This window comes from Arthrobacter sp. NPDC058192, assembly GCF_042883665.1.
Taxonomy (GTDB): Bacteria; Actinomycetota; Actinomycetes; order Actinomycetales; family Micrococcaceae; genus Arthrobacter.
In genome coordinates this window covers 409,194-431,520 of the sequence record NZ_JBHVVJ010000001.1, presented here as the reverse complement: position 1 = coordinate 431,520, position 22,327 = coordinate 409,194, and the positions used below count along the sequence as shown (strand labels likewise).

Below are 22,327 nucleotides of genomic sequence, written 5' to 3'. Positions count from 1 at the left end.
CTGGCGTGCGCACAGCCCCCACGCCGTCCTGTCAAGACACGGGCTGGTGATCGGGCGCGCGTCAGAAGCCGGCCATGAAGTCGAACCCTGAGAAAGAGAAAATTTGCCGCACGAAGCGCCCCTCTCCGGAATCCAGCAGGCTCCATCAAGGACGCCAGCCGGATCACGCGCAGTACCTCCCCCGCTAACGGCCGGATCCGGCATCCCGGTGGCCGGGCTCCTGGTCCTGGCCGCGGCCGGGTTCACCGCCGTCACCACCGAACTGCTGCCCTCCGGGCTGCTGCCGCAGATCAGCCGTGACCTGGGAGTGCAGGAGTCGGCTGTCGGATCACTGACGGCTGTGTATGCGGCCGTCATCGTGTTCACGGCACTGCCCCTTTCCCGGCTGCTGGCCGGACGGGTGCCCCGCAAGACGCTCTTGATCGCCACGGTTCTCGCTTTCGCGCTTAGCAACGTGTTGCTGGCATTCAGCCTCAATCTTCCTTGGGCAATTGCGGCGAGGCTCCTCGGCGGTGTGGCCCACGGGCTGCTCTGGTCAACCATGGCACCGTACGTGGCAAGAATTGTGCCGGCGCATTCGGTCGGCAAGGCCATGGCCATAGTCTTCAGCGGAAACAGCATCGCCCTGGCCGTTGGTGCCCCGATTGGCACCATGATGGGCTCCGTGCTGTCCTGGCGTACATCCTTCCTGGTCCTGGCTGGGGTCGCGGCACTTCTCGCGCTCGTGGCCGTGTGGCTGCTCCCGCCCGCCGCGGACGCGGGCCGGGAACCAGCGCCGTCCTTGCGCCGGGCACTGGCCGTTCCCGGCGTCATCGCAGTCGCTACGGCCTGGCCGCTTCTGCTCCTGGCGCACTTCGCGCTCTTCACGTATATCGCCCCGTTCCTCCTGAGCGCGGGCCGGCCGGCGAACGCCACCGGCATTTCCCTGTCGGTGATCGGCGTCTCGAGCCTGCTGGGCATCTGGATCGCCGGCATCACGGCAGACTCCCACCCCAGGCGGTCCCTGCTGACGGCCGTGACGCTTTTCCTGGCGGCATTCGCCCTCCTCCCTGTGCTGGGCGGAACCTGGGCCGGCGCATTCACGCTGCTGGCCCTCTGGGGAACGGCCTTCGGAGCCATTGGCATCTACAACCAGGCGGCGATCCTCCGAGCCGGCGGCGAGCACAGGGACGCGGCGAACAGCCTGACGGTCGTGACCATCCAGCTGGGCATCGCCGTCGGCGCCGCGTATGGCGCTCTTGCCTTCACCACGCTGGGTGCCGGGCTCGTGCCGCTGGCCGCTACAGCGCCCGTAGCAGCCGCTCTTGGCATCATCGCCGCCAACCGGAAGTGCGGCTACCCCGCCGGCCCCCGCGAGATGCGCAGATGATGCACCGCGGGCGAGATTCGTGCGCCGTTTAAGGATTTCTGCGCCGTATTAGGACAACTGCTGGGCGGAATGGCCGAGAGGGTGGAATGGCCGGAACCGGCTGGCGTGGAGTTGATGCCGGGCGTGGAACCCCGGATGAGGAAGCGATTGGAGCGGCTGACGGGAATCGAACCCGCGTATCAAGCTTGGGAAGCTAGCGCTCTACCATTGAGCTACAGCCGCAGGGGATGGTCCAAAATGCTGGACCTGGCCCTGTGAACACCGAGACTTACACTACCGCAGTCTGAGGACATCTCGGAATCGCGACACCGGGGGTCTGCAAGTAACGCAAACAAGTATTCACTCCCACTTAGCGGCGTGGATCTCGAGTGGTCCACAAACCGAATTAGGGTAGGGCACACTCGTGTGCACCCGGAGGCCATCAAATTAACTAGGGAAGGCCACAACCAACCCAGTCATTAGAAGGTCTCGCTATGGATGACCAGAAGCTGACGGTGGGCCCTCCCTTCTTAACAAAGGGTGGGCTTCGCCGACTTAATGCAGGAACACGCCCGACTGATCGGTCCCTTGCCAGCCAGCGGAGGGATGCATGAGTGAGCTCAAACAGCGACCGGCGGTTCACGCCGACTTTCGACCAGGGGCGGCCATGGGCATGCCGGCCCGACGTCAAGGGCCGTCAGGGCCCACACTGTCCCTCCCTTCGCCCGCATTAACATTTCCGGATTTCAGGTCCGTCAGGTCGGGGCGTTTGGTCGGCACTGCGCGACGTGAGGGCGTGCGCTGGGCAAATCGATACCGCCGCTTGATCATCGCAACAGATGCCCTGGTCATTACCGCCGTGACGGCAGCCGCCCATCTGACCCGATTCGGCCTGAATACGGCAAGTGTGGTCGAACTGGGTGGTTTCCAGACTCATACCCTGTACGTCTCCGTAGTCATCGCGGTCGCCTGGATGCTGGCTCTGGGTCTGTATAAAAGCAGGGACGCACGGATCGTGGGGATCGGCATCGACGAGTACAAACGCGTCGTCAGTGCGAGCGCAATGCTGCTGGCCTTGGTCGCCTTGTTCTGTTTTGTTTTGAACATCGACATTTCCCGGGGGTTCTTTGCCCTTGCCCTCCCGACCGGACTGATCGGACTGCTCACGGCACGATGGGGCCTGCGTCAATGGCTGACCCGGCAGCGGGACCACGGGCATTGCCTTTCCCGAGTCATCGTCTTGGGCAAACCGAACGCCGTCCGGTACGTCGTCAGCCAAATCGAAAAGAAGTCGGGTGCCGCATACAAGGTCGTGGGCGTCGCCCTGACCGGCGCGGACCGCCCTGGCTCGTTCACGCAGGCCGGCCAGATCTTCAAGGTAGTGGGCGACGAGCGGAGCGTTGTGGACGCTGTGGCTTCCGTGGACGCGGACGCAGTGGTCGTGGCGGGACCGGTGAAAGGCGGCGCCCGCTACATCCAGCGACTGGGCTGGCAGCTGGAGCAGTCGTCCACCGAGTTAATTCTCACGACTGGTCTGACCAACGTTGCTGGTCCCCGTATCCATTCCCGGCCTGTCGAGGGCCTTCCCCTCATGCACGTGGAGTTGCCGCAGTATTCCGGCGCGAAACATGCCGTGAAGAGAATATTTGATGCTGTCGCGGCGGCGGCCGCTTTGGTCGCTCTCCTTCCGGTGTTTATAGTCCTTGCAGTCCTGATCAAGAGGGACAGCCCGGGGCCAGTCATCTTCAGGCAGGAGCGGGTGGGCCGCGGTGGCGAGAAGTTCAGCATGCTGAAGTTCCGCTCCATGGTAGAAACAGCGGAGGACGACCTCGCCGGTCTCTTGGAGTTGAACGAGGGCGCCGGTGTGCTGTTCAAGATGCAGCACGATCCCCGAGTCACCGGGGTCGGCCGGTGGATGCGGAAATACTCCCTGGACGAGCTGCCGCAGTTCTGGAACGTCCTCAAGGGCGACATGAGTCTGGTCGGGCCACGGCCCCCGCTGCAGCGCGAGGTCGACAAATACCGGCACAAGGTCCTCCGCCGGCTGTACATCAAGCCGGGGCTGACAGGCATGTGGCAGATCAATGGCAGGTCCGAGCTGAACTGGCGGGACAGCGTCCGCCTGGACCTGTACTACGTGGAGAACTGGTCACTCGCCGGCGACCTGATAATCATTTGGCGCACGGCCAAGATGCTTGTCAAGCCGGTAGGAGCTTACTGAACGTCTGAAGGTCTCTGAGGTATGAACGGAAAGGCAGTGCAATGACCACACTTGTTTCGGGGGCTGGTGGGTTAATCGGCAGTTTCGGCGAGATGAAATCTGCCGCGGCGGCGCAATCGTTCGCTCGAATGCCGAACGGGGTGTCCTAATGTCCGCATTTCCAGCACCGGGTCCCGGAAGCAGTTGGAATCAACCACCGGTAATTGACCTGGCGCAAGCGCCCGGTGCGGGCGAGTCGTGGGGCAAGCCCCGGGCAGTAGTTTATGCGTGGCGGGTTTGTGAATTGCTGTTCGTCACCAATCCGTGGCAGATAAGCTCGCGCTTGAGGGTCGCCGCGCTGCGGGCCTTCGGAGCCGAGATCGGCCCGGGCATCACTTTCCGGCCCCGCACCCGCGTCTGTCTGCCGTGGAAGCTGCACATCGGCTCGGGGTGCTGGATCGGCGAAGGAGTGTGGTTCCACAACCAGGACGACGTCTTCATTGGTTCCAACGTGGTGGTTTCGCAGGAATGCTTCATCACCACCGGTAGCCACCGGGCACGAACAGACATGGGCCTGATCACGAAGCCGGTGCGTATTGACGACGGCGCGTGGGTGACCTCGCGATGCATGGTCCTGGGCGGCGCTCACATCGGCCGGTCAGCTGTGGTGGAGCCCTTGACGGTTGTCCGCGGAGCGGTCCCTGCCAACGCCGTGTACGGGCGCCCCGCCGGACCCGCCGTGATCAGGGAGCGATTCCGGGAAGACGATGCCCGGTGACGGGACAAGGCACATTACGGAGAAACCGCGGCCAGGTCCTTGGAAATCAAGTTGTACATCTTCTCGGCGAGGTACTGATGGCCCGCGTCGGTGGGATGGACTCCGTCGGCGTCGATGAGCGCGGAGTCGGCGCCGAAGAACCAGCCCTCCTTCAACGGGCTGATGAAGTCCGCGCCGGCCGCAGATGCTGCGTCCCCGATCGCCTGGCTGTTGCTGGCTACGAAATCGGGCACCTTCGCGTCCGTCCAGGCCGGGCCAACCACGAGCAGCTTCGCTTGCGGTGCGCGCTCACGGATCCGGGCGTAAAGGTCTTTCGCAGCCGCCGTCATGTTGGGGGCCTCCTGCGGGCCGTCATTCCTGCCCCCGAAGACAAGGACAAGGTCCGCCGTCGAGCGCAGGCTGGTGTTGGCCGCTTCGGCGAAAGTGAACTTGCCGGGGCCCCTGACGGTGTATCCGGCGCCGGGGTGACCGATGACGTTTATGGCCACCGGCAGGCCTTGCTCATAGAATCGCGATCCGACGATTTTGGTCCAGTTGGCCGCACCCAACCCGCCCTTGTCCGCGCCCGCAACGTAGGCGTCGCCGATGATGTCCACATTGGGGACCCTAGCCCGGCTCTTCTCCAGCACACTGGGAACGGGAACGGGAGAGGTACCGACTCCGCCGGGCCGCGCAGTCAGCGCCAGCACCGCAACGATGACTGCCGCCACCGCCAGCAGGCCAAATCCCAGTTCTTTCGCATGACGGAACGCGAAGGATGATCTGTCCGGTGCGATGCGCTTCAGAAGATCCATTCGCAAAGACTACCGGCAACATACCCGTGGGGGGCAACTGTATGCAGAAGGTACCAAGGTCCCTGCGGGCCCGGTTGATGGGTGGCAAACCAATCGGGACCTGCCGCCCGGCGCTGGCCGTGTCCGACACGGCCGCCGTGCTGACTCCGAGGAGTACTGAACGGGCCGGGGCCATCCGCCGAGGCAAACGGAACGCCTTTCCCCTTCCGGGGATTCTGCCGTATTCAGAACGGGAGGAGACCTATGCCGGCCAAGACTGACCTACGGCGCCCGGTGCGCCTACCGGGCCATCTGAGGGCGGGTCTGTCCATCCTGGCCTTTCTGGGTTTCGCGGTCGTCATACCGCTTTTCCTTCGCGTGACCTCGGAAGCCCCGTACACGGATACAGCTTTCCTCCTACGATATTCGGTAGTGCTGTACGCGTCGGTCCGTATAAGCGCCATTCTGTGGAGGGAGCCGGTTACCCCAGTCGCCGGCGTTTTCTGGATGTTCGTGTACATCTGCATGGGTGTGGTCCCGCTGGCCCAACTGACAACCGGCGCGTCAACGATGCTCGCACGTCAGGTCGATGACGCGACCCTGCAGGCCGCCACCGCCGTCACGTTGCTTGGATGCTTTAGCTTCGACATTGCCTATAACTTGCGCCTCTTCCGGCACGCGGACCGGCCCGCGCCGTCGCGGACGCTGCGCAGCATCGATACCTTAAGGGTCTTTGCCGCGGTCGCCATCTTTGGGGGGCTGATCTACGTCGTCCAAGTCGGCGGACTCGGCGTGTTCTTCGCCAGCCGGCAGGAAGCGGGCCAGGCGCTGGACCAGCTGAGCCCCGACAGCGGACAGGCGATCCGCGCGATCGTCTCTGCGTTTGGGTCCGTCGGCTGCCTGGTGGCGCTTATCTTCTACATACACGTCCTGCGGTTGATGCGCCATTCCCTGAACCTGGTTGACGCTTTCCTCCTGGCCGCCCTGGTCGTGATGAATTTGATCGTCAATAACCCGATATCCAATTCACGGTATTGGGCTCTGTCCGTACTCTTCGGGCTAATCATGCCCCTGATCAGGTTCCGCAAGTCCCTATTCAATTTGGCGATCATCGGTGGCATTCTGGCTGCGATTCTGGTCTTTCCGCTAAGTGATGTCACCCGCAGAAAAGCCGGGACCGATGCGGTGCTCCAGGCAGACTCGGTGTGGCACATGATTTCGACAAAGGATTACGACCAGTTCAGTATGCTCGCAAACACCCTCAGCTTCACCGGGGACGCGGGCTTCGCGTGGGGATACCAGTTTTTGGGCCCCGTGCTTTTCTGGGTTCCGCGCGTCATCTGGCCCACTAAGCCGCTCGACAGCGGTGTTGAAGTCGGGCTATGGATGGGCAGCGCCAACGTCAACCTCTCTTCCCCGTTGTGGGCCGAAGCCTGGATCAATTTCGGCGTTCCAGGTGTCGTCGTTACGTTGGCGCTGCTGGGGCTGGTGAGCAGAAGGTTTGATTCCGGCTTCGGGGCGGGCAAAGTGTCCGCGAACGCGGTCGGCTACCTCGGGGTATCCATCCTCGCCGGCTACATGTTCATCCTGCTGCGGGGCTCCCTGCTGCAATCGATGAGTCGTCTCATGGTCCTTGCCCTCGCCGTCGCGTGCCTTACCGCGGCCGTCAATCGAAAGTCTGGTGACAAAAGATGAGCACGAATAACCTTGTGGGTCGCGTGACGGGAAAGCCGAGTTTCGCGCAGTCCTTCAATGAGTTGCGCGCGGCGCAGAAGACGAAGAAGGGTGTCCCCCTTTACAGCCTCTACATCAATCGACCCGCCGGCCGTCTCGTCGCAGCTGCGCTCCGCAACAGCGCGCTCACGCCCAACCATGTCACCCTGGCTGGCGCGGTCCTCACCTACGGAGCCCTGCTGTGGCTGGCATTCGGTGCCGGCACTGACCCGGGGTCGGCACTTATCGGTGTGATTCTCGCTGTCGGTTTCATCCTCGACTCAGCTGATGGTCAGCTGGCGAGGCTCCAAGGCCGCAGTTCAAGGTTGGGTGAATGGCTGGATCACGTGCTGGACAGCGGGAGGATCGTCATGCTGCATGGGTCCGTCTTCTGCTTTCTTACCCGTACGACCACGCTGCCGACGTTGCCGGTGGCTGTTCTTTGCGGAGTGTTCCTCTTCGCCAGTTCCATAATTTTCTTTGCAGGCGCCCTTTTTGATCAACTGAGCCGGCATTCGGCGCCTCCGCTGACCGCGGACAAGCGTGGCACCGGAGGCTCCCTAAGGCGCTCTGCGCTGATGCTGCCCGTCGACTACGGTGTCACGTGCCTCATGCTGGTGACGGTGCCGTGGGTGGGGATTTTTCTGAGTATCTATGCAGCAGTCGCGTTCTCCCACTGCCTGTTTGGCGTGGCGTACGTGGCGAAATGTTTCCGTGCTCTGGCGAGAATGGGCTAAGGAGCGTCCCGCAAGTGCGCCGCTTCACGGGGCCAGGCCGCCCCGCGGCGGCATCCGCGGTCCGTGGATAACCCCGCTACCAGTTGCCCCGAGACCGGGCGAGCATGGACGCCGACCCGGTCGGAGTCGCGGACCGTGAAAGGCTCGACGCGGGTCTTAGCGGATTTGCTCCAGCGCTGCGCCCTCCTGCGGGTCTGCCCGCAGGAGGGCATCCTGGCGGCGCAGCAGCGAACGGTAGGTAAGGTGCGCCGGTATGCCGAAGGTCAGCGGGCTGGCCAGTGCACCTGCGACGAATCCGGCCGCCAGACTCAGGTCGGTTCCACCGAGGTGGTAGCCGGTGATGAACGCGGTCGCAGTGATTGCCACCAGCACGATGCGGCCGAGTGTCACCGTTCCCTGACGGCGCAGCAGCCGCAGCACGATAGCGTGGATCCCCGCCCAGCCCGAGCCCAGCGTCAGGGTGCCCACGAGGATGAGCCCGATGAGCAGCTGTTCGTTGCGCAGGCCTCCCAATTCGAACCCTCCCTGCCATGCCAGCATGATGAGCGCCAGGACCCAGCTGCAGGCCAGCGCCCCGAGCATGCGGGCGAGCCTGCGGCCCTGCCGGATCAAGTCGCCGGTGTCGGCGTGGGTCTCCTTGCTCGCGCCATCGGCAATCAAGTTGACCGTACTCGCGGCGAAGACCAGGTTCAGCGGGCCCAGCAGGGTCTGGGCGAACCGGACACCTCCAATCAGGTATGACGCGCCCAGTCCGCCGAGTACCATCAGCGGCACAGTGGAATTGAACTGTCCAGCGACATAATCGGCCAACTGCAGCGATGCCGGCTTCAAGTAGCTCCTCAGCGGCGTGAAGGACTGCAACACCGGGAGCCGGATCCGCAGATAGAGCATGGGAAGAACCAGCGACAGGCCTAGATAGGCCTGATAGAAAACCGGGTCGGCATTCAGAAGGAATACCAGCGGGGAACCGGACACCAGCACCAGCCTGGCGAGATCCGAGATGGCGACATCCCATCGCCGGTCGAGGGCCATTGCCCGGTACCGGAGCCAGTCGTGCAGGATTGGAAACATCCCGCTGACGGCCAGCACCAGGAGCCAAGTCCAGTAGGCCGCCGCAAACAAAAGCGCCGAAACGGCGAGGAGGATACCGGCGATGAAGGCACCACCCAGGGCATAGCGGAACGGAACCAAGGCCTGCTTATCATGCCGGTACTGAATTAGGGCGGGCTGGAAAAGGAAGGCCCGGACCAGGCCTACCAGTGTCACCGCCGCCAGATTCAGCAGTGCGAATTCGGCGAACTGGCGGGGTTCCAGGAAGTATGCTGCCATCACCATGGCGCAGGCGCCGGAAACGCTCGTGAATACCTGGGCGAGGAATAGCGGCCGGGTTGCCGCCGTTCGCAGCAGGGGCCCGATCCGGCGCCTCATGCGTTGACTGCCATAAGCACGGCACGCTGAAGATTGCTGCCGACGCCCTCTACTGAAAAGGGGGACGGCACGGCGGCCGCCGCATGCTGGGCCCCGCGCAAGGCAGACTCGTTGAGGAGCAGCTGTTCCAGCACTTCGGTGAACCCGCGGCGGTCGCGCGGATCGATCAGGAAGGCGGCAGGGCTGCTGGCTAGAACCTCCTGATGTGCCCCGTCGTAGCAGGACACCAGCACCGGCTTGCCGGCGTTGACCGCCTCGAAACCTCCCAGCGAACGATAGTCTGCCAGCGTCGGGCACACCACAAGGTCGGATCCGGCATAATACTTGCCGGTCTCTTCGTACGGCACTCTTCCATGGAAGATCACATTCTCCGAAAGCCCCAGAGCTTGCACCGCTACGAGGACCGGCTCCAGCCCACTGCCGGAACCGACGACGTCGAGGACCCACCGTTCCCTTGCTGCCTCCGGTAGTGCTTCCAGCGCCTGGACAAGCTGCAGCAGACCCTTGCGGTCCGTGACGGAATTTAGGAAGAGTAGCCGGATTCGCGTCCCGTGTTCTTTCCGCAGCGCAGCACCGGCGTCCGCGCCGGGCGGAAGGGACGTCAGGTAAGGACCGACGGTGATTCTGTCGGGATCTGCGCCGAGCACCTCCCGGAGGAACCTGGCCCCGATCTGATTGCTGGACAACACGGTATCGACCCGTCGGACAACCATGCGCTTGATGCTAAGGCTCAACCTTCCACCGGGGGCCCCGCGGTACCGTGGGTCCGACTCAATCAGCAACGCAGTCCGCCGCCCCGACAGCTTCGCCACGAGGAACCCTACGAGCGCCGTCGGACTGAACTCGATCAGGATAAAGACGTCGGCCCGGAGTCGGAAAAGTCGCCACCACGAGGCGACGGTGGGGATACGGCGGACCCCCACATAGGGGACGCCGCCGACAGTCCTGCGGACACGGCCAAAGCGGTGGAAACCAAGAATGGGTGCGAGTGGGAGGTCCGGATAGTGATCGGCGGGAAAATCACGTGCCACTGGAACTATCCCGGCCGGGAACCGGCGGCTGAACTCGGCGAAGATGTCGCGGAAGTACAACAGCTCGCCACCATACCCATAGGCGCCAGAGATCCACACCGCCCGTATCGCCGATGGTTTGTCTTTCTCGAACCCTGACATCAGTTCCCTTCCAGATTGCGGCTTTGATAATCATGCAGCGCGCGGGCTGTGCTCGCGGAGGCCGGAGACCGTCCCACGGACCCTCGGCCCGACGACCATGACTGCGGTTGCCCAAACAGAAGCCCTACCGGTTCTCTGGCGCCGCGGCTAAGTGACAGAGAGATTCCTGAACTGAACCGGAACGGGGTCCTGATAGTTCTTGCAAAGGCTGAAGTAGCCGCCTCGATATTTGCGGTCCATCGTTACTCCGGACCAGCCTGCGCCGTCGAGCCTGGAAAACCGGATGGAGGGCGGTGACACGTCGATCTTGAACTGCATCCATTCGCCGGCGCGCACCGGCGCTGTCGAGATCGTGTTTAGGCGCGTGCCGGCGGGATCCCCGGGATCGCGTCGGTGCAGAATGAGCTCCCCATTGGGGCGGATAACAAGGTGATAGCCGCCAACTGCGCTTGGCACCAACACTCGATAGGGAGTGTCATCCTCCTGACCGAAGGCCACCCCGGCGTGCAACAGGTCCGACGGTAGTTCGCTCGGCCAGCACATTTCGAAGCGAAGGGTATGGATTTCCCGTTGGATGGGAGCCATCGAGCCGGGGCGGTAACTGGAGATTTGACTTCGATCCAGCACCACCGAAGCGGATCCGGCGTCGATCCGCGGCTGAACGTCCCAGCCCTGTTCGGTTGTCCACGGAAGGTCGCCGGCTGACCGGGTCCCGGTGGCGAACCGATCTCGGGTGTCGGCAGCGCCGGAGGACATGACATAAGGGATGTTTGAGCACATTAAGCCTTGTACCCCGAGGGCGGTCACGCGGTCACGGAGGGCTCGGGTATGGACTTCCCAGCAGATCACGGGTTTGCCATAGTCCACAACCTTGTGAATCGCCGCGTCATCCAACGCATGGTAGGCCCCTAGGTAATCGAACCGGGACGCCAGCTCCTCCAGCCGCGGCATTTCACTGGCCCCGAAATACCCCCAGGTCTTATAGCCTCGTTTTTGCGCGGCGCCGACTTGCAGCGCAGGCGCCGCTTGCTTCCACACAAAATGGTCTGTGGACGCCGGGTAGCTGTCCATGATGTCAAGCAGCCTCGAGGTGTTGGTGCCTTGTTTGTCTTCGATGAAGATCACGTGTGACGCGGCATAGCGGTCGAGGACATCTGTCAACTTTGGAATGGGCTCCAAGGCCGTCGCCGGACCGAGCCAGGCGCGCGCATCGACCCGGAGGCCGCTGAGCTCCGCATAGTTCAGCTCCGCTATTTGACGGTCTTGACCGGTGGATCGAAGGGCATCTTTGTCGTGGTGGCAGACCAGCACCCCGTCGCGAGTCGCATTTACAGATACCTCCAGAGCTGGAGCGCCCTGCGCTGCCGACTGGGAATAGGCCCGCATGGTGTGCTCTGGCCAGTTGTCCCCGGAGCCTCGATGAGCGACGTAGAAAGGGCTCTGGCCAAATAAGCTCGCTATCGTGTTGGCGGGAGGAGGCTGAGCGGCTGGTTTCGCCGGACTGCAGCCAGCAAGAAATAGTCCCGATGCCCCGAGGGCGATGGCCTGGCGTCGGGAGAGGAATTCGGCATCAGCCGCGGCTTCGGCGCGGCTCCTACCTGGAAGCTTTGAGTTGTCAGCGAAATACATCTCAGGCCTCTAACGACTCGATATCGTCGATGCCGCCGCCAAGCAAGTTCAGGGCCCGCCGAAGCATGGTGCTGGAGGTGTGCGCGGTATACGGGAAGTACACCACCTCGACGCCGACTGCCGCCATTCCCGCCTCGAGGCGGTTGCCTTTTTCCGTTCCACGCCAGTCGTCACCTTTGAAGAACACGTCGAAGCCGAAGGCACGCCAGGCGTCCACCTTGTCAACAAAGTCGTCCACGACCACCTCATCGACGAGCCGGATGTTCCGGACAATCTCGAGGCGTTCGTTGAGTGGCACGACAGGCTCTTTGCTCTTCTGACGCATGGTTGCACCCGTGGTGACGACTCCCGCGATCAGATAGTCGCAATGTTCCCTGGCATGCTTTAAAAGGTTCAGGTGCCCGATATGGAACAGGTCGTAGACACCCGATGCGTAGCCAATGCGAACGGTCATGGCGAACCCCGATTCTTTCCTTGATGCCGACTTGGAGATAGGCACCAGCCGAAAATCGAGGCGCGGGCTGGTCCCCCCAACTACATGCTGAGGGGGCGGTGCGCTGACGGAAAGCTATTTCCTGAGAATTGAGTGGGTCAATGGAAAAAGCAAGTGCTGGCCTCAGCAACACAAGTGGGGCGAGTGCAAAAGCCAGTAGTAGCAACCGTTCCAGCGGTTAGATTTTGCTGATTGGATCTTCCTAGTTTCAGCCCTGAAACTCACGTTACGTGCGGGGGGAAGTCCATGCATAAAAAGATCCCAGCAGTACTGGCAGGAATTGCACTTGCGGTTGCACCTTTAATCGCGGCAAGCATTCCTGCCCAAGCCCTATCCCCGGGAGTGGCCTTCGCGGCCAACGATCTCCCCACCTGGCAAACAAACGGCACGTCCTACGCCTTGGCGCAGTCAAATGGTGTTGTTTATACCGGCGGAACCTTTACCCAGATTCGGCCGCCCGGAACGGCCGCCGGCAGCACGCAGTCGAAAAGCGCCGTGAACTTCGCGGCCTTTGACGCGTACACCGGGAATCCGACCTCCTGTGCCCTGTCCGCGACCGGCGGCACCGGGGCAACCGTGCGGGCCTTGGCCGTTACCCCAGACGGCACCCGACTGTACGTGGGCGGCCTGTTCAGCAACATCAACGGTGTCAGCGTGACCCGCATTGCGGCCATCAGTCTTCCGGGCTGCACCGTGGACACATCATTCCGGCCCGCCGTGGTCTCCTCATTCGTACGGACAATCGCGGCCACAAACTCGGCTGTATATTTTGGCGGCGACTTCCAAACGGTGGGTTCTGAGGCCCGCAGCCGTTTCGCGGCAGTGGACCGCAACGGGGCATTGCTGCCGTGGGCCCCGGTCGTCAATGCCCCGGGGCGCGCACTGACCGTTCCCGAAGGCCGCAACGTCGCCGTTATCGGCGGCGATTTCTCGACCGTCAACGGCGTTGCCTCCCAGGCGGTCGCAGTGGTCGACGCCACGACCGGCGCCAATGTGCGCACCTATGGCGCCGGTTTCATTCCTCCCACCTCCGTCACGAAGACCATCATCAATGACGGAAAGTACTTCTATATCGGCAATGAAGGCACCGGCGGCGGAGTCTTCGACGGCCGCGCACGCTTCAGCCTGGATACCTATGACCAGGTCTGGCGGGACACCTGCCTCGGCGCGACACAGGCCCTCGATATCTACGCCGGCGTCCTTTACGTCGCGGACCACCAGCACGACTGCAGCAGCATGAATGAAGCGGCGGACGGTTCGCGGCATTACCTTGCTGCACAAAGCGTTGACAACCCCGCACCGCAGCTCGGCTGGAGCCCGGCCCTGAATGACGGGATCGGCGAAGGCATTGGCCCTCGTGCTCTGGTACACACCACGAAGGGCTCCAACGACGTGTTGTGGGTCGCCGGAGAATTCACCAACACCAACGGCAAGGCGCAGCAGGGCCTGACGCGGTTCGGCCCCGGCCCGGGCACAGTGGCACCCTCGGCACCGAGCAATGTCAGTGCGGAAAGCCTCCGGGCGGGTGAAAACCAGGTCAGGTGGAGGGCCAGCTTGGACAACGATGACTCCGACCTGACCTACAGCGTCTTCCGGAACGGATCGGCGACCGCACTTGGCACCGTCAAGGCGAGCTCGCTGTATTGGTCGACTGGCCAGGTGTCTTTCACGGACAAAACGGCTGTTCCAGGCCAGCGGTACACCTACCGCGTCCAGGCTACCGACGGAACAAACCCCGGGCCGCTGTCAGGGTCCGCGGCTGTAACCACTGCCAGCAGCAACGCAGCCTACCCGGCGGCTGTCCTTGGCGCCGGAGCCACCACCTACTGGCGGCTGGATAACGCCGGCCCGACGGTGGGCGCTGACAGCTCGCCCGGCAACAACCTGGAACTGACCTACGGCGGTCCGACATTTGCCGGTGACACGGGGGCCATCGCCAATGACGGGAGCCGGTCCACCGCGTTCAACGGCACAAGCGCTTTCGCCTTCGGCCAAAACCGTGGCCAAGCGCCCGCCGTTTACAGTGCAGAAGTCTGGTTCAAGACCAACACCACCCGGGGCGGAAAGATCTTCGGCTTCGGTAACGGAGAGCCCAATCGATTCAACACCAACCCGGGACTGAGCTCAAACTACGATCGTCAGCTCTACATGACCGATGCCGGTACCTTGATGTTCGGTGTCTATGTGAACGGGGCGAGGACCGTAACGACGCTGACTCCGTACAACGACAACGCCTGGCACCACGCAGTTGGGACCCAGGGAAGCGATGGCCTGAAGTTCTACGTTGACGGGAACCTGATCGGCGCGTTGCCGACTCAGACCACGGCACAGTCTTACTGGGGATCGTGGAAACTGGGCGGGGATCAGATGAACGCTTGGCCGCTGCGCCCCACCAGCAACTACTTCGCCGGATCCCTCGATGAGTTCGCCGTCTACCCGACCGTACTGTCGCCCACGCAGGTCAGCGAGCACTATGCGATCGGAACGGCACCCGCTCCCGACACCCAGGCACCGGCGGCTGTTACCGGAGTTGCTGCCGCCGTCAAAGGGAGCGATGTGGCAGTTTCCTGGGGCGCGTCCAGCGACAATGTTGGCGTCACCGGTTACGAAGTCCACAGGTCTGCGACGAGCGGGTTCGCACCGAGCGCTGCAAGCCGCGTCGCAACGGTGGACGGGAACACGCTGAGCTGGACTGACGCGGGCCGTCCGGCCGGCACGTCCTACTACAAGGTTCTCGCCACCGATGCGGCCGGCAATGTCAGCGGTCCGTCCAACGAAGCCACCGCCACCGTGGCTCCGAAGCCCCAGCCGGTCACACTCACATTGACGCCCACGGCGGACACCTATGTGAATGAGGCCTTTCCGAATAACGTGTCAGGTTCATTGGCTACCCTGGCCACGAGGGGGTCACCGGCCTACATCACCTACCTGAGGTTCAACGCGTCCTCGCAGGTGCCTGACGGACAACACCTGGCGTCAGCGTCCTTAAGGTTCAGGACCACCGGAGACTCTTACGCCGGCTCGGCCGACGTGCAGCAGACCGTAATGATGACCGGTGACTGGTCGGAGGCATCGACAAACTACACCAACCGTCCGCAAACCAATGGCCCCCAGATCGGAGCCTTTGCCGGTCCCACCGCGCCGAACGCAACCTATACGGCCAGTCTTGACGCGGCCGCGCTTTCGGCGGCCCTTGCGGGCGATATCAACTTGTCGTTGCAGGGGAGTGGAACCGACAACATGTGGTTCTTCTCGCGGGAAGCCGCAGCAGCCAGGCAGCCGGCGCTGGTCTTGAACTTCGAGCCCAACGCCTAGACAAAAACAGCTCTCGAAAGAAAACATCCCATGAAAAAAGGTCTCTCACGGGCCATGGGAATGATGCTTCTGGTGGCTGCGGTCTCCGCAGCCACCAGTTGCACCTCCCCCGGAAGCCCAAATGCCACGTCCGTATCCTCCCCGTCCACATTCTCCGCGCCTTCATCCGCCGGTCAGTCCCCGACGACCGCGCCGCTTGGTCCTTCCGCTCCACCGCCGGCTGCCGGGGCCACGGCGACGAGCACACCGACCGACGCTGCCACGATCCCACCCGACGCCCAGGCCCAACAGCCGCAAGCGGCCCCCAAAGCCACTTTCGCCCCCTCTGAACAGAAGTACCTCGCTGCGCGAGTGCCGAAGGGTGCAGACCCCAACGCCGTGCTGCAGGTTGGCCAAGACATGTGTGCCCAGTACGAGGCAGTAAAGGCAGTCGACCCGAAGGCCGTCGTGTCCCAGCTGATCGAGAAGAGCGACGCCGAGAGTGCCGCCGCCATAGCGAACCTGTGCCCCGGACTCCAGCCCGAGCTCGAGGCCGCCAGCCACGGTTTCACCGACGGTGATTTTACCCTCGGCGCCGGTGCGCCCAAGGCTGACAACGGGCCGATCGCTGCAGGTAAGTACGAGGCGTGGAACCCGTCCCCCAGCTGCACGCTGGCCGCTTATGACGCGGCCAGGCACGTAATTGCGGAGTCAGACGGCAGCTCTGCCGTGAGCATCCCGGCAGGCGCCGTCCGGGTTGTCTCGACCGGATGCTACACCTGGCTGACGGCATGAAATCGCGCCGATTCGTCGAAACTGCAGCGGCCGCGATTTGGGGAAGGACCCACAATGGATGCCCGTGAACAACTGCTCATACTGCGCCGCAACTGGCGTCTAATCACAGTCCTGGCCCTGCTGGGAACGCTCGTCGCCGGCGTGGCGTCCCTGCTGACGCCGACGTCGTACACGGCGTCGACCAGTCTCTTTGTCTCGACGCAGAACTCGGAGACGTCCGCAGAATTGCAGCAGGGCAGCGTCTTCGCCCTGGCACGAGTCCAGTCGTATGTTGACGTCACGTCGAAACCGACTGTTCTCCAGCCGGTCATCGACAAGCTTCATCTCGGTATGACCCCGGAGGCGTTGGCCGCCAAGATTAAAGTATCCACTGCGCGCAATACGGTGATCATCGACATCGAGGCGCGGGACGGGTCCGCCCAGCGGAGCGCCGACATCGCCAATGCGGTGGCCGCCAGCTTGGTCACGGCCGTCGCGGACCTTGAGCGGCCGACGAACGGAACACCGACTCCGATCCGGCTTAGCCCCGTGGATTACGCCAGCTCCCCGACCGAGCCGTCCAACCCGAATGTGAAGCTGGATCTGGCGTTGGGCCTGCTGTACGGGCTGGCCGCAGGTATCGGGGCGGCGGTGTTGCGGCATGTCCTGGATCGCAACATCAGGACCGAATCGGACCTGCGCAAGATGACCGATCTGCCGCTTCTGGCCGGAATCACTGAACAGGCTTCCGGACGCCTGTCAGGTGCCGCGCCGTTCGTGTTGGCAGGCACAGGGGCGGAAGCGTTCCGGAAACTCAGGACGAACCTACAGTTCGCGGGAGTGAACCGGCCGATGCGCTCAATCGTTGTGACGTCGGCGTCGGCCGGCGAGGGGAAGAGCACGGTAGCGCTGAACCTCGCCCTCACGGTCGCCAAGGGCGGCCAAAAAGTCATTCTGGTCGACGCCGACCTTCGTCTTCCCTCAGTGGCTGCCGCCACCGGAATCGAGGGGGGAATCGGTCTCACCACCGTTCTCGTAGGGTCATCCAGCCTCGAAGACAGCATCCAGTACTGGTCGGACGACGGGCTGGCGGTTCTCGCCTCGGGGCCGCTGCCGCCCAACCCCAGTGAGCTCCTCGGCTCGGCAGCTATGAGCAGGCTTCTCGAGGAGCTGCAGATGACGTTCGACCTCATCATCGTGGACGCGCCCCCAATCCTTCCGGTCACCGACGCCAGCGTACTGACCAGAAGCACGGACAGTGTGTTGCTCGTCGTCGGAACGAAGAGGGTGAGTCAGCACAGCCTGGCGAAGGCCATCGACCAGCTTAATTTCGTTGACGCCAGCATTCTCGGCGTTGTCCAGAACAGGATCCCGCGGAGGGGTCCCGACGCCAACACCGCGTATGTCGCCGGATACGGTGTTCCGCGGCCGGAAGCCATTCCGCCCGCGCGAGGCGGCGACGGGCCCGGCCGCCCATCCCACGTCCGGCGAGGGGAGGTTGTCAGTGTAGAAATTTGATGGCGGATTCGAGGGAAGCCGCCACGGGGGCAGCTGATAACTCTTCTGTAAAGGCCGGGCACGCAAGGGATGCAGGGCGGGCCCGGCTGGATATTCTGAAGGGGTTAGCTGCAGTCTTCCGGGGAACGGGCTACATGCACCAGTAGCCCGACAGCGAGGATCTCCGTGGCCCAGGCAGAAAACGACGTCGTGATCCACCGCGACGCGATCAGCATCTACAACTTTCTGGTGGACCCGGTAAACCTCCCGCTGTGGCGCGACGGACTCGGCGGCGTCGAGCTGGTCTCCGGCTCGGCGGGATCCCCGGGCGCCGTCTACCGGCCGCACTTTGCCGCCGCAGAGCGGCGCTGGGCGGCTGCCGACTTCGAACTTACGGTGACCCGGCCCGGCACCGAGATCCAGTTCCAGGTCCTCACCGGTCCGGGGCGTCCGCACGGCGGCTACTACCTGAGCACGGAGGGCAGCAGCACGTGCGTCCGGTTCGCGCTGCGGTGCAGACTCGGAGCCGCCCTGTTCCTGGTGTCTCCGAGAGTCCGGCGGGCTATGAAGGCCCAGGTCGCCCAGTTGGAACGGCTCAAGGCCGTGCTCGAGCAGCAGCAGCGCACCGCAGCCTAGGGCGTCCCGGCAGCCGCAGCCGACTCAGAGCCCCCACCGGGCAACGCGTGAGGTATTTTTGAACCTGTGCTGATCTCTGACCGCGACATTCGAACCGAAATCGACTCCCAGCGGATTGTCCTTGAACCGTTCGACCCCGTCATGGTCCAGCCGTCCTCGGTGGACGTCAGGATCGACAAGTTCTTCCGGCTGTTCGACAACCACAAATACGCCCACATTGATCCGGCCGAGGAGCAGCCTGAGCTGACCCGGCTGGTGGAGGTGGAGTCCGGGGAGCCGTTCATCCTGCACCCGGGCGAGTTCGTCCTGGGCTCCACCTATGAGACCGTGACGCTGCCGGACGACATTGCAGCCCGCCTTGAGGGCAAGTCCTCGCTCGGCCGGCTCGGCCTCCTGACGCACTCGACGGCGGGTTTCATCGATCCCGGGTTCTCCGGCCACGTGACACTGGAACTGTCCAACGTGGCGACTCTTCCCATCAAGCTGTGGCCCGGCATGAAGATCGGCCAGTTGTGCTTCTTCCGGCTTTCGTCCGCCGCGGAGCACCCCTACGGTTCGGGCGAGTACGGCAACCGTTACCAGGGCCAGCGCGGCCCGACGGCGAGCCGCAGCCACCTGAATTTCCACCGCACGGACATCTAGTCAGCTCGGGCGCCAGTTTGCGCGAGCGATGCCCTACGCCGGGCCAGTGTTTGGGACGGCCGGCCGGCGCGCCGGGCGGCGCAGCAGCCGGACGATTGGTTCCACGAAGCGGGCGGCGATCGGCCCGGCGATCGCCATGACCAGAACGTATGCGGTGGCGAGGGCAGCTAGGTCCGAGGGCACCGCCCCGGAGGCAACGGCCAGGCCTGCGATGACAATGGAAAATTCGCCCCTCGCGATAAGGGCGGCTCCGGCTCGAAAACGGCCGGGAACCCCGATCCCGGCCCGTTTCCCCGCCCAATATCCGGTGATCACCTTGGTGGCTGCGGTGACCAGGGCCAGCAGCAGGGCCCAGCCCAGGACGGGCGGGATTGACCGGGGGTCGGTGTTGAGGCCAAAAACCACAAAGAAGATCGCCGCGAAGAGGTCCCGGAGCGGTTCCAGGACGCGGGTGGCGCTGTGGGCTGTGGCGCCGGAAATCGCGATGCCGAGCAGGAATGCGCCCACTGCGGCGGAGACCTGCATGGCAGCCGCCAGCCCGGCCACGAGCAGCGCGGCCCCGAGCAGATTGAGCAGGAATACCTCGGAGTTCTCGCTGTGCACCGCCTTTGACACATGGTGGCCGTGGCGCAGGGCCACCAGCAGGACTAGGGAAACGACGGCCAGGGAAATTCCTACGGTGGTCAGTCCGATCAGGAAGCTGACGCCGGCCAGGGTGGCCGTCAGGACCGGCAAGTACACGGCCATCGCGAGATCTTCGAGGACCAGGATGGAAAGGACCACCGGGGTTTCCCGGTTACCGATCCGGCCGAGGTCGGTGATGACTTTGGCTGCGATGCCGGAAGATGAAATGTACGTCACGCCGCCCATCACCATGGCTCCCACGACGCCCCAACCCAGCATCACGGCAAGTCCTGCACCGGGCAGAAAATTGAGCACCAGATCCAGGACCCCGGCCTGCCAGGAGCGCCTCAGCCCGGTGACGAGCTCCGCCGCCGTATATTCCAGTCCAAGCATAAGCAGCAGGAGAATGACGCCGATTTCGCCTGAGAGGTGGGCGAACTCGTGCATGCCTTCGAGCTTGACGAGGCCCCCGGCGCCGAAAAAGAGGCCGCCCAGCAGGTAGAGCGGGATGGGGGACATGCCGATCCGCCCGGCCAGTCTGGCCAGCAGGCCGAGGCAGAAGACGACAGCCCCCAGCTCGATCAGGGCCAGTGCGAGCGGGTCCATCCCGGTTATCCGTTGCGGAGGATGCCGGCCGCCGTGTCCAGGCCTTCTTGCGTTCCCACCGCAACGAGGAGGTCACCGGGGTGGAGGACGACGTCGGGCCCCGGGGAGGGGAGGACCTCGCCTTCGCGCATGATGGCCACGATCGAGACCCCGCTGCGGGTCCGGATGCACGCTTTGCCCATCGGCTGGTTCTGGAAGGGGGATTCGGCGCTGATCGAGAACTGTCGGGTGACAATGCCGGGGACTTCCCGGTGGGCTTCCGAGAGCTGCATGATGAGGCGCTGTCCGCCCAGGAGGTTGCCGAGGGTGGCAGCCTCGTCCGCGGTCAGCGGGATGGAGGCCTGGCACGTGTCAGGATCATCCCAGGCCGAGACGATCAGTTCCGTCTGGCCTTCACGGTATTCGACCACGCCGATCCGGCGGCCGGAGGCAGTCATGAAGTCCTTGCGCCGGCCGAGGCCGGGGAGGTCTGTCTCATCCACGTTCATAGCTTCAGCCTAGTGCGCGAACCGGATTTGCGGACGCCGCGCCTCAGGCCGCGGGGACGACGGCGATCTCGGCCTTATCCGGGGCTTTGACGGGCAGCAGGGCCAGCAGGCCGGCCAGCAGCACCACCATGATGCCGAGAATTCCCCATCGCTGCGCCTGGCCGGTGGCGACGAAGGGGGTGGCGAGGGTGATGCAGAGGGTGAAAAGGGCCGGGGCGAGGAAACTCACGGCCCGGCCCGTGGTGGCGTAGAGGCCGAAGAGTTCGCCGGATTCGCCGTGCGGCGCGAGCCGGGCAAGGTAGGCACGGGACGAGGACTGTGCCGGGCCGACGAAGAGGCACAGGAACAGGCCGAAGACCCAGAATGTTGTGGTTCCCGTCCAGTCCACGCCCAAGACATGGTGGTTCCCGTTGCCGAGCAGCAGTATGGCGGTGCCCGCGAGCAACAGGCCGGCCAGCGACGCGACAATGACGGACTTGGGCCCGATCCTGTCATCCAGGGAACCGCCGAGCATGGCGCCAGCGGCCGCCACGACGTTTCCGAAAATGGCGAAGACGATGACGTCCTTGAGCTCGAACCCGAAGGTTCCGGCCGCGATCACCCCGCCGAAGGTGAACACGGCCGCCAGCCCGTCGCGGAAGATGGCGCTGGCGAGCAGGAAGTAAATGGTGTGCGGGCTGGTCCGGTAGATCGCTTTGATGCGTCGGAAGAGCAGTCCGTAGGAAGCGAAGAGGCCAAGGCCCGAACCCCGCGCGGAGCGGGGCAGTTCCGGAACGGCGACGAGCACGGGCAGGGCGAAAACGAAGAACCACAGGGCGGAAAACACCGCCACCAGCCGGATATTGAGGCTCTCCGCGGTGGAGGCGCCAAACCAGCCGAAGCTGGGCTGGACAAAGAGCTGGAGCACAATCAGAAGCGCCACGATGCCGCCGAGATACCCCATCCCCCAGCCGAAACCGCTGACCTTGCCGATGTTCCGCGGCGTGGAGACCTGGGTGAGCATGGCGTTGTAGTTGACCGCGGCGAATTCGAAGAAGACGTTGGCCAGCGCGATCAGCGTGACGCCGAGGATCAGGAACTCCGGCCGCGGGAAGACAAAGAAACACAGTCCGGTCAACAGCACGACGGCGGCCGTGTTGACCCCCAGCCAAAGCCTGCGCCGCCCGGCGGCGTCCGACCGCTGTCCGGTGACCGGGGCCAGGACGGCGACCGCCGCGCCGGCAACGGCCAGCGCGGCGCCCAGGGCCGCGGAGGCCTGGTCCTGACCGCCAAATGCCTTGGAGGTCAGGTAGACGGTGAAGACAAAGGTGGTCATGACGGCGTTGAAGGCTGCCGAGCCCCAGTCCCAGGCGGCCCAGGCGAGGATTCGGCCCTTGCGCGAGCCGGGGCTTCCCGATTCCAGCTCGGACGACCCTGGCATGGCTTCGGGGGCGGCAGTGTTCATAGCCTGAATGGTAGTCGTCCGAGGTGGGGAAGCATTCTTCCGGGCATGGCG

18 protein-coding genes and 1 tRNA gene are annotated in these 22,327 nt (G+C 63.9%); 10 read left to right on the top strand and 9 right to left on the bottom strand.

Annotation, left to right across the window (positions count from 1 at the left end; translation table 11 throughout):
• Positions 1 to 202 precede the first annotated feature (202 nt).
• Complete coding sequence (locus tag ACFVVK_RS02035; protein ID WP_390262787.1) at positions 203 to 1,369, top strand: MFS transporter; 1,167 nt, start codon at positions 203 to 205, stop codon at positions 1,367 to 1,369.
• A gap of 148 nt (positions 1,370 to 1,517) precedes the next feature.
• Here the strand turns inward: ACFVVK_RS02035 and ACFVVK_RS02030 are convergent.
• Positions 1,518 to 1,591: transfer RNA gene (locus ACFVVK_RS02030), tRNA-Gly, on the bottom strand.
• A 580-nt stretch (positions 1,592 to 2,171) separates the two neighbouring features.
• On the opposite strand from ACFVVK_RS02030, the gene ACFVVK_RS02025 reads away from it, so the two are divergent.
• The gene (locus tag ACFVVK_RS02025) at positions 2,172 to 3,569 is read left to right on the top strand and encodes a sugar transferase (RefSeq protein WP_390262691.1); all 1,398 of its coding nucleotides are present in this window, start codon (positions 2,172 to 2,174) and stop codon (positions 3,567 to 3,569) included.
• 322 nt (positions 3,570 to 3,891) lie between these two features.
• Complete coding sequence (locus ACFVVK_RS02020; protein ID WP_390262689.1) at positions 3,892 to 4,326, top strand: acetyltransferase; 435 nt, start codon at positions 3,892 to 3,894, stop codon at positions 4,324 to 4,326.
• 14 nt (positions 4,327 to 4,340) lie between these two features.
• On the opposite strand, the gene ACFVVK_RS02015 is transcribed toward ACFVVK_RS02020, so the two are convergent.
• On the bottom strand, positions 4,341 to 5,120 hold the full coding sequence (locus ACFVVK_RS02015) for an SGNH/GDSL hydrolase family protein (RefSeq protein ID WP_390262686.1): 780 nt from the start codon (positions 5,118 to 5,120) through the stop codon (positions 4,341 to 4,343).
• Between the two features lie 411 nt (positions 5,121 to 5,531).
• Here ACFVVK_RS02015 and ACFVVK_RS02010 point away from each other — a divergent pair, with 411 nt between their 5' ends.
• Entirely contained in the window at positions 5,532 to 6,794 is a 1,263-nt protein-coding gene (locus tag ACFVVK_RS02010) for an O-antigen polymerase (protein ID WP_390262684.1), read from the top strand.
• The gene (locus ACFVVK_RS02005; protein ID WP_390262681.1) at positions 6,791 to 7,549 is read left to right on the top strand and encodes a CDP-alcohol phosphatidyltransferase family protein; all 759 of its coding nucleotides are present in this window, start codon (positions 6,791 to 6,793) and stop codon (positions 7,547 to 7,549) included. Before ACFVVK_RS02010 ends, ACFVVK_RS02005 begins: the two co-directional genes overlap by 4 nt.
• Before the next feature lie 156 nt (positions 7,550 to 7,705).
• Here the strand turns inward: ACFVVK_RS02005 and ACFVVK_RS02000 are convergent, their stop codons facing one another.
• The 4 genes from ACFVVK_RS02000 to ACFVVK_RS01985 form a co-directional block, all read right to left on the bottom strand.
• A complete protein-coding gene (locus tag ACFVVK_RS02000) occupies positions 7,706 to 8,977 on the bottom strand; it encodes a hypothetical protein (RefSeq protein ID WP_390262678.1) in 1,272 nt (423 codons plus the stop codon).
• Positions 8,974 to 10,149: a glycosyltransferase family 4 protein gene (locus ACFVVK_RS01995; protein WP_390262675.1), complete on the bottom strand. Its 1,176-nt coding sequence runs from the start codon at positions 10,147 to 10,149 to the stop codon at positions 8,974 to 8,976. Before ACFVVK_RS01995 ends, ACFVVK_RS02000 begins: the two co-directional genes overlap by 4 nt.
• A gap of 147 nt (positions 10,150 to 10,296) precedes the next feature.
• On the bottom strand, positions 10,297 to 11,778 hold the full coding sequence (locus ACFVVK_RS01990) for a glycerophosphodiester phosphodiesterase (RefSeq protein WP_390262673.1): 1,482 nt from the start codon (positions 11,776 to 11,778) through the stop codon (positions 10,297 to 10,299).
• 1 nt (position 11,779) lies between these two features.
• Entirely contained in the window at positions 11,780 to 12,232 is a 453-nt protein-coding gene (locus ACFVVK_RS01985; RefSeq protein ID WP_390262670.1) for an adenylyltransferase/cytidyltransferase family protein, read from the bottom strand.
• Between the two features lie 534 nt (positions 12,233 to 12,766).
• Here ACFVVK_RS01985 and ACFVVK_RS01980 point away from each other — a divergent pair.
• The 5 genes from ACFVVK_RS01980 (at position 12,767) to dcd (ending at position 19,114) form a co-directional block, all read left to right on the top strand.
• Positions 12,767 to 15,586: a LamG-like jellyroll fold domain-containing protein gene (locus ACFVVK_RS01980; RefSeq protein ID WP_390262667.1), complete on the top strand. Its 2,820-nt coding sequence runs from the start codon at positions 12,767 to 12,769 to the stop codon at positions 15,584 to 15,586.
• Between the two features lie 351 nt (positions 15,587 to 15,937).
• Positions 15,938 to 16,360: a hypothetical protein gene (locus tag ACFVVK_RS01975; protein ID WP_390262664.1), complete on the top strand. Its 423-nt coding sequence runs from the start codon at positions 15,938 to 15,940 to the stop codon at positions 16,358 to 16,360.
• Positions 16,361 to 16,414: 54 nt separating this feature from the next.
• Positions 16,415 to 17,857 (top strand): polysaccharide biosynthesis tyrosine autokinase, encoded by a 1,443-nt coding sequence (locus ACFVVK_RS01970; protein WP_390262662.1) that lies wholly within the window; start codon positions 16,415 to 16,417, stop codon positions 17,855 to 17,857.
• A 165-nt stretch (positions 17,858 to 18,022) separates the two neighbouring features.
• The gene (locus tag ACFVVK_RS01965) at positions 18,023 to 18,472 is read left to right on the top strand and encodes a hypothetical protein (RefSeq protein ID WP_390262659.1); all 450 of its coding nucleotides are present in this window, start codon (positions 18,023 to 18,025) and stop codon (positions 18,470 to 18,472) included.
• 66 nt (positions 18,473 to 18,538) lie between these two features.
• Positions 18,539 to 19,114, top strand: coding sequence for a dCTP deaminase (gene dcd / locus ACFVVK_RS01960; protein ID WP_390262656.1), 576 nt, complete (start codon positions 18,539 to 18,541; stop codon positions 19,112 to 19,114).
• A gap of 33 nt (positions 19,115 to 19,147) precedes the next feature.
• Here the strand turns inward: dcd and ACFVVK_RS01955 are convergent, their stop codons facing one another.
• Genes ACFVVK_RS01955 through ACFVVK_RS01945 form a run of 3 tightly spaced genes read right to left on the bottom strand, consistent with a single transcriptional unit; the run spans position 19,148 to position 22,276 of the window.
• Complete coding sequence (locus tag ACFVVK_RS01955) at positions 19,148 to 20,344, bottom strand: cation:proton antiporter (RefSeq protein WP_390262653.1); 1,197 nt, start codon at positions 20,342 to 20,344, stop codon at positions 19,148 to 19,150.
• A 5-nt stretch (positions 20,345 to 20,349) separates the two neighbouring features.
• The gene (locus ACFVVK_RS01950; protein WP_390262650.1) at positions 20,350 to 20,832 is read right to left on the bottom strand and encodes a cation:proton antiporter regulatory subunit; all 483 of its coding nucleotides are present in this window, start codon (positions 20,830 to 20,832) and stop codon (positions 20,350 to 20,352) included.
• A 43-nt stretch (positions 20,833 to 20,875) separates the two neighbouring features.
• Positions 20,876 to 22,276, bottom strand: coding sequence for an MFS transporter (locus ACFVVK_RS01945; protein ID WP_390262648.1), 1,401 nt, complete (start codon positions 22,274 to 22,276; stop codon positions 20,876 to 20,878).
• Positions 22,277 to 22,327 lie beyond the last annotated feature (51 nt).

Excerpts from the sequence above, each read along its gene's own strand:
- ACFVVK_RS02015 (WP_390262686.1), bottom strand. The coding sequence starts at position 5,120 with ATGGATCTTCTGAAGCGCATCGCACCGGACAGATCATCCTTCGCGTTC.
- ACFVVK_RS02005 (WP_390262681.1), top strand. The coding sequence starts at position 6,791 with ATGAGCACGAATAACCTTGTGGGTCGCGTGACGGGAAAGCCGAGTTTC.
- ACFVVK_RS02000 (WP_390262678.1), bottom strand. The coding sequence starts at position 8,977 with ATGAGGCGCCGGATCGGGCCCCTGCTGCGAACGGCGGCAACCCGGCCG.
- ACFVVK_RS01995 (WP_390262675.1), bottom strand. The coding sequence starts at position 10,149 with ATGTCAGGGTTCGAGAAAGACAAACCATCGGCGATACGGGCGGTGTGG.
- ACFVVK_RS01990 (WP_390262673.1), bottom strand. The coding sequence starts at position 11,778 with ATGTATTTCGCTGACAACTCAAAGCTTCCAGGTAGGAGCCGCGCCGAA.
- ACFVVK_RS01985 (WP_390262670.1), bottom strand. The coding sequence starts at position 12,232 with ATGACCGTTCGCATTGGCTACGCATCGGGTGTCTACGACCTGTTCCAT.
- ACFVVK_RS01970 (WP_390262662.1), top strand. The coding sequence starts at position 16,415 with ATGGATGCCCGTGAACAACTGCTCATACTGCGCCGCAACTGGCGTCTA.
- ACFVVK_RS01955 (WP_390262653.1), bottom strand. The coding sequence starts at position 20,344 with ATGGACCCGCTCGCACTGGCCCTGATCGAGCTGGGGGCTGTCGTCTTC.
- ACFVVK_RS01950 (WP_390262650.1), bottom strand. The coding sequence starts at position 20,832 with ATGAACGTGGATGAGACAGACCTCCCCGGCCTCGGCCGGCGCAAGGAC.
- ACFVVK_RS01945 (WP_390262648.1), bottom strand. The coding sequence starts at position 22,276 with ATGAACACTGCCGCCCCCGAAGCCATGCCAGGGTCGTCCGAGCTGGAA.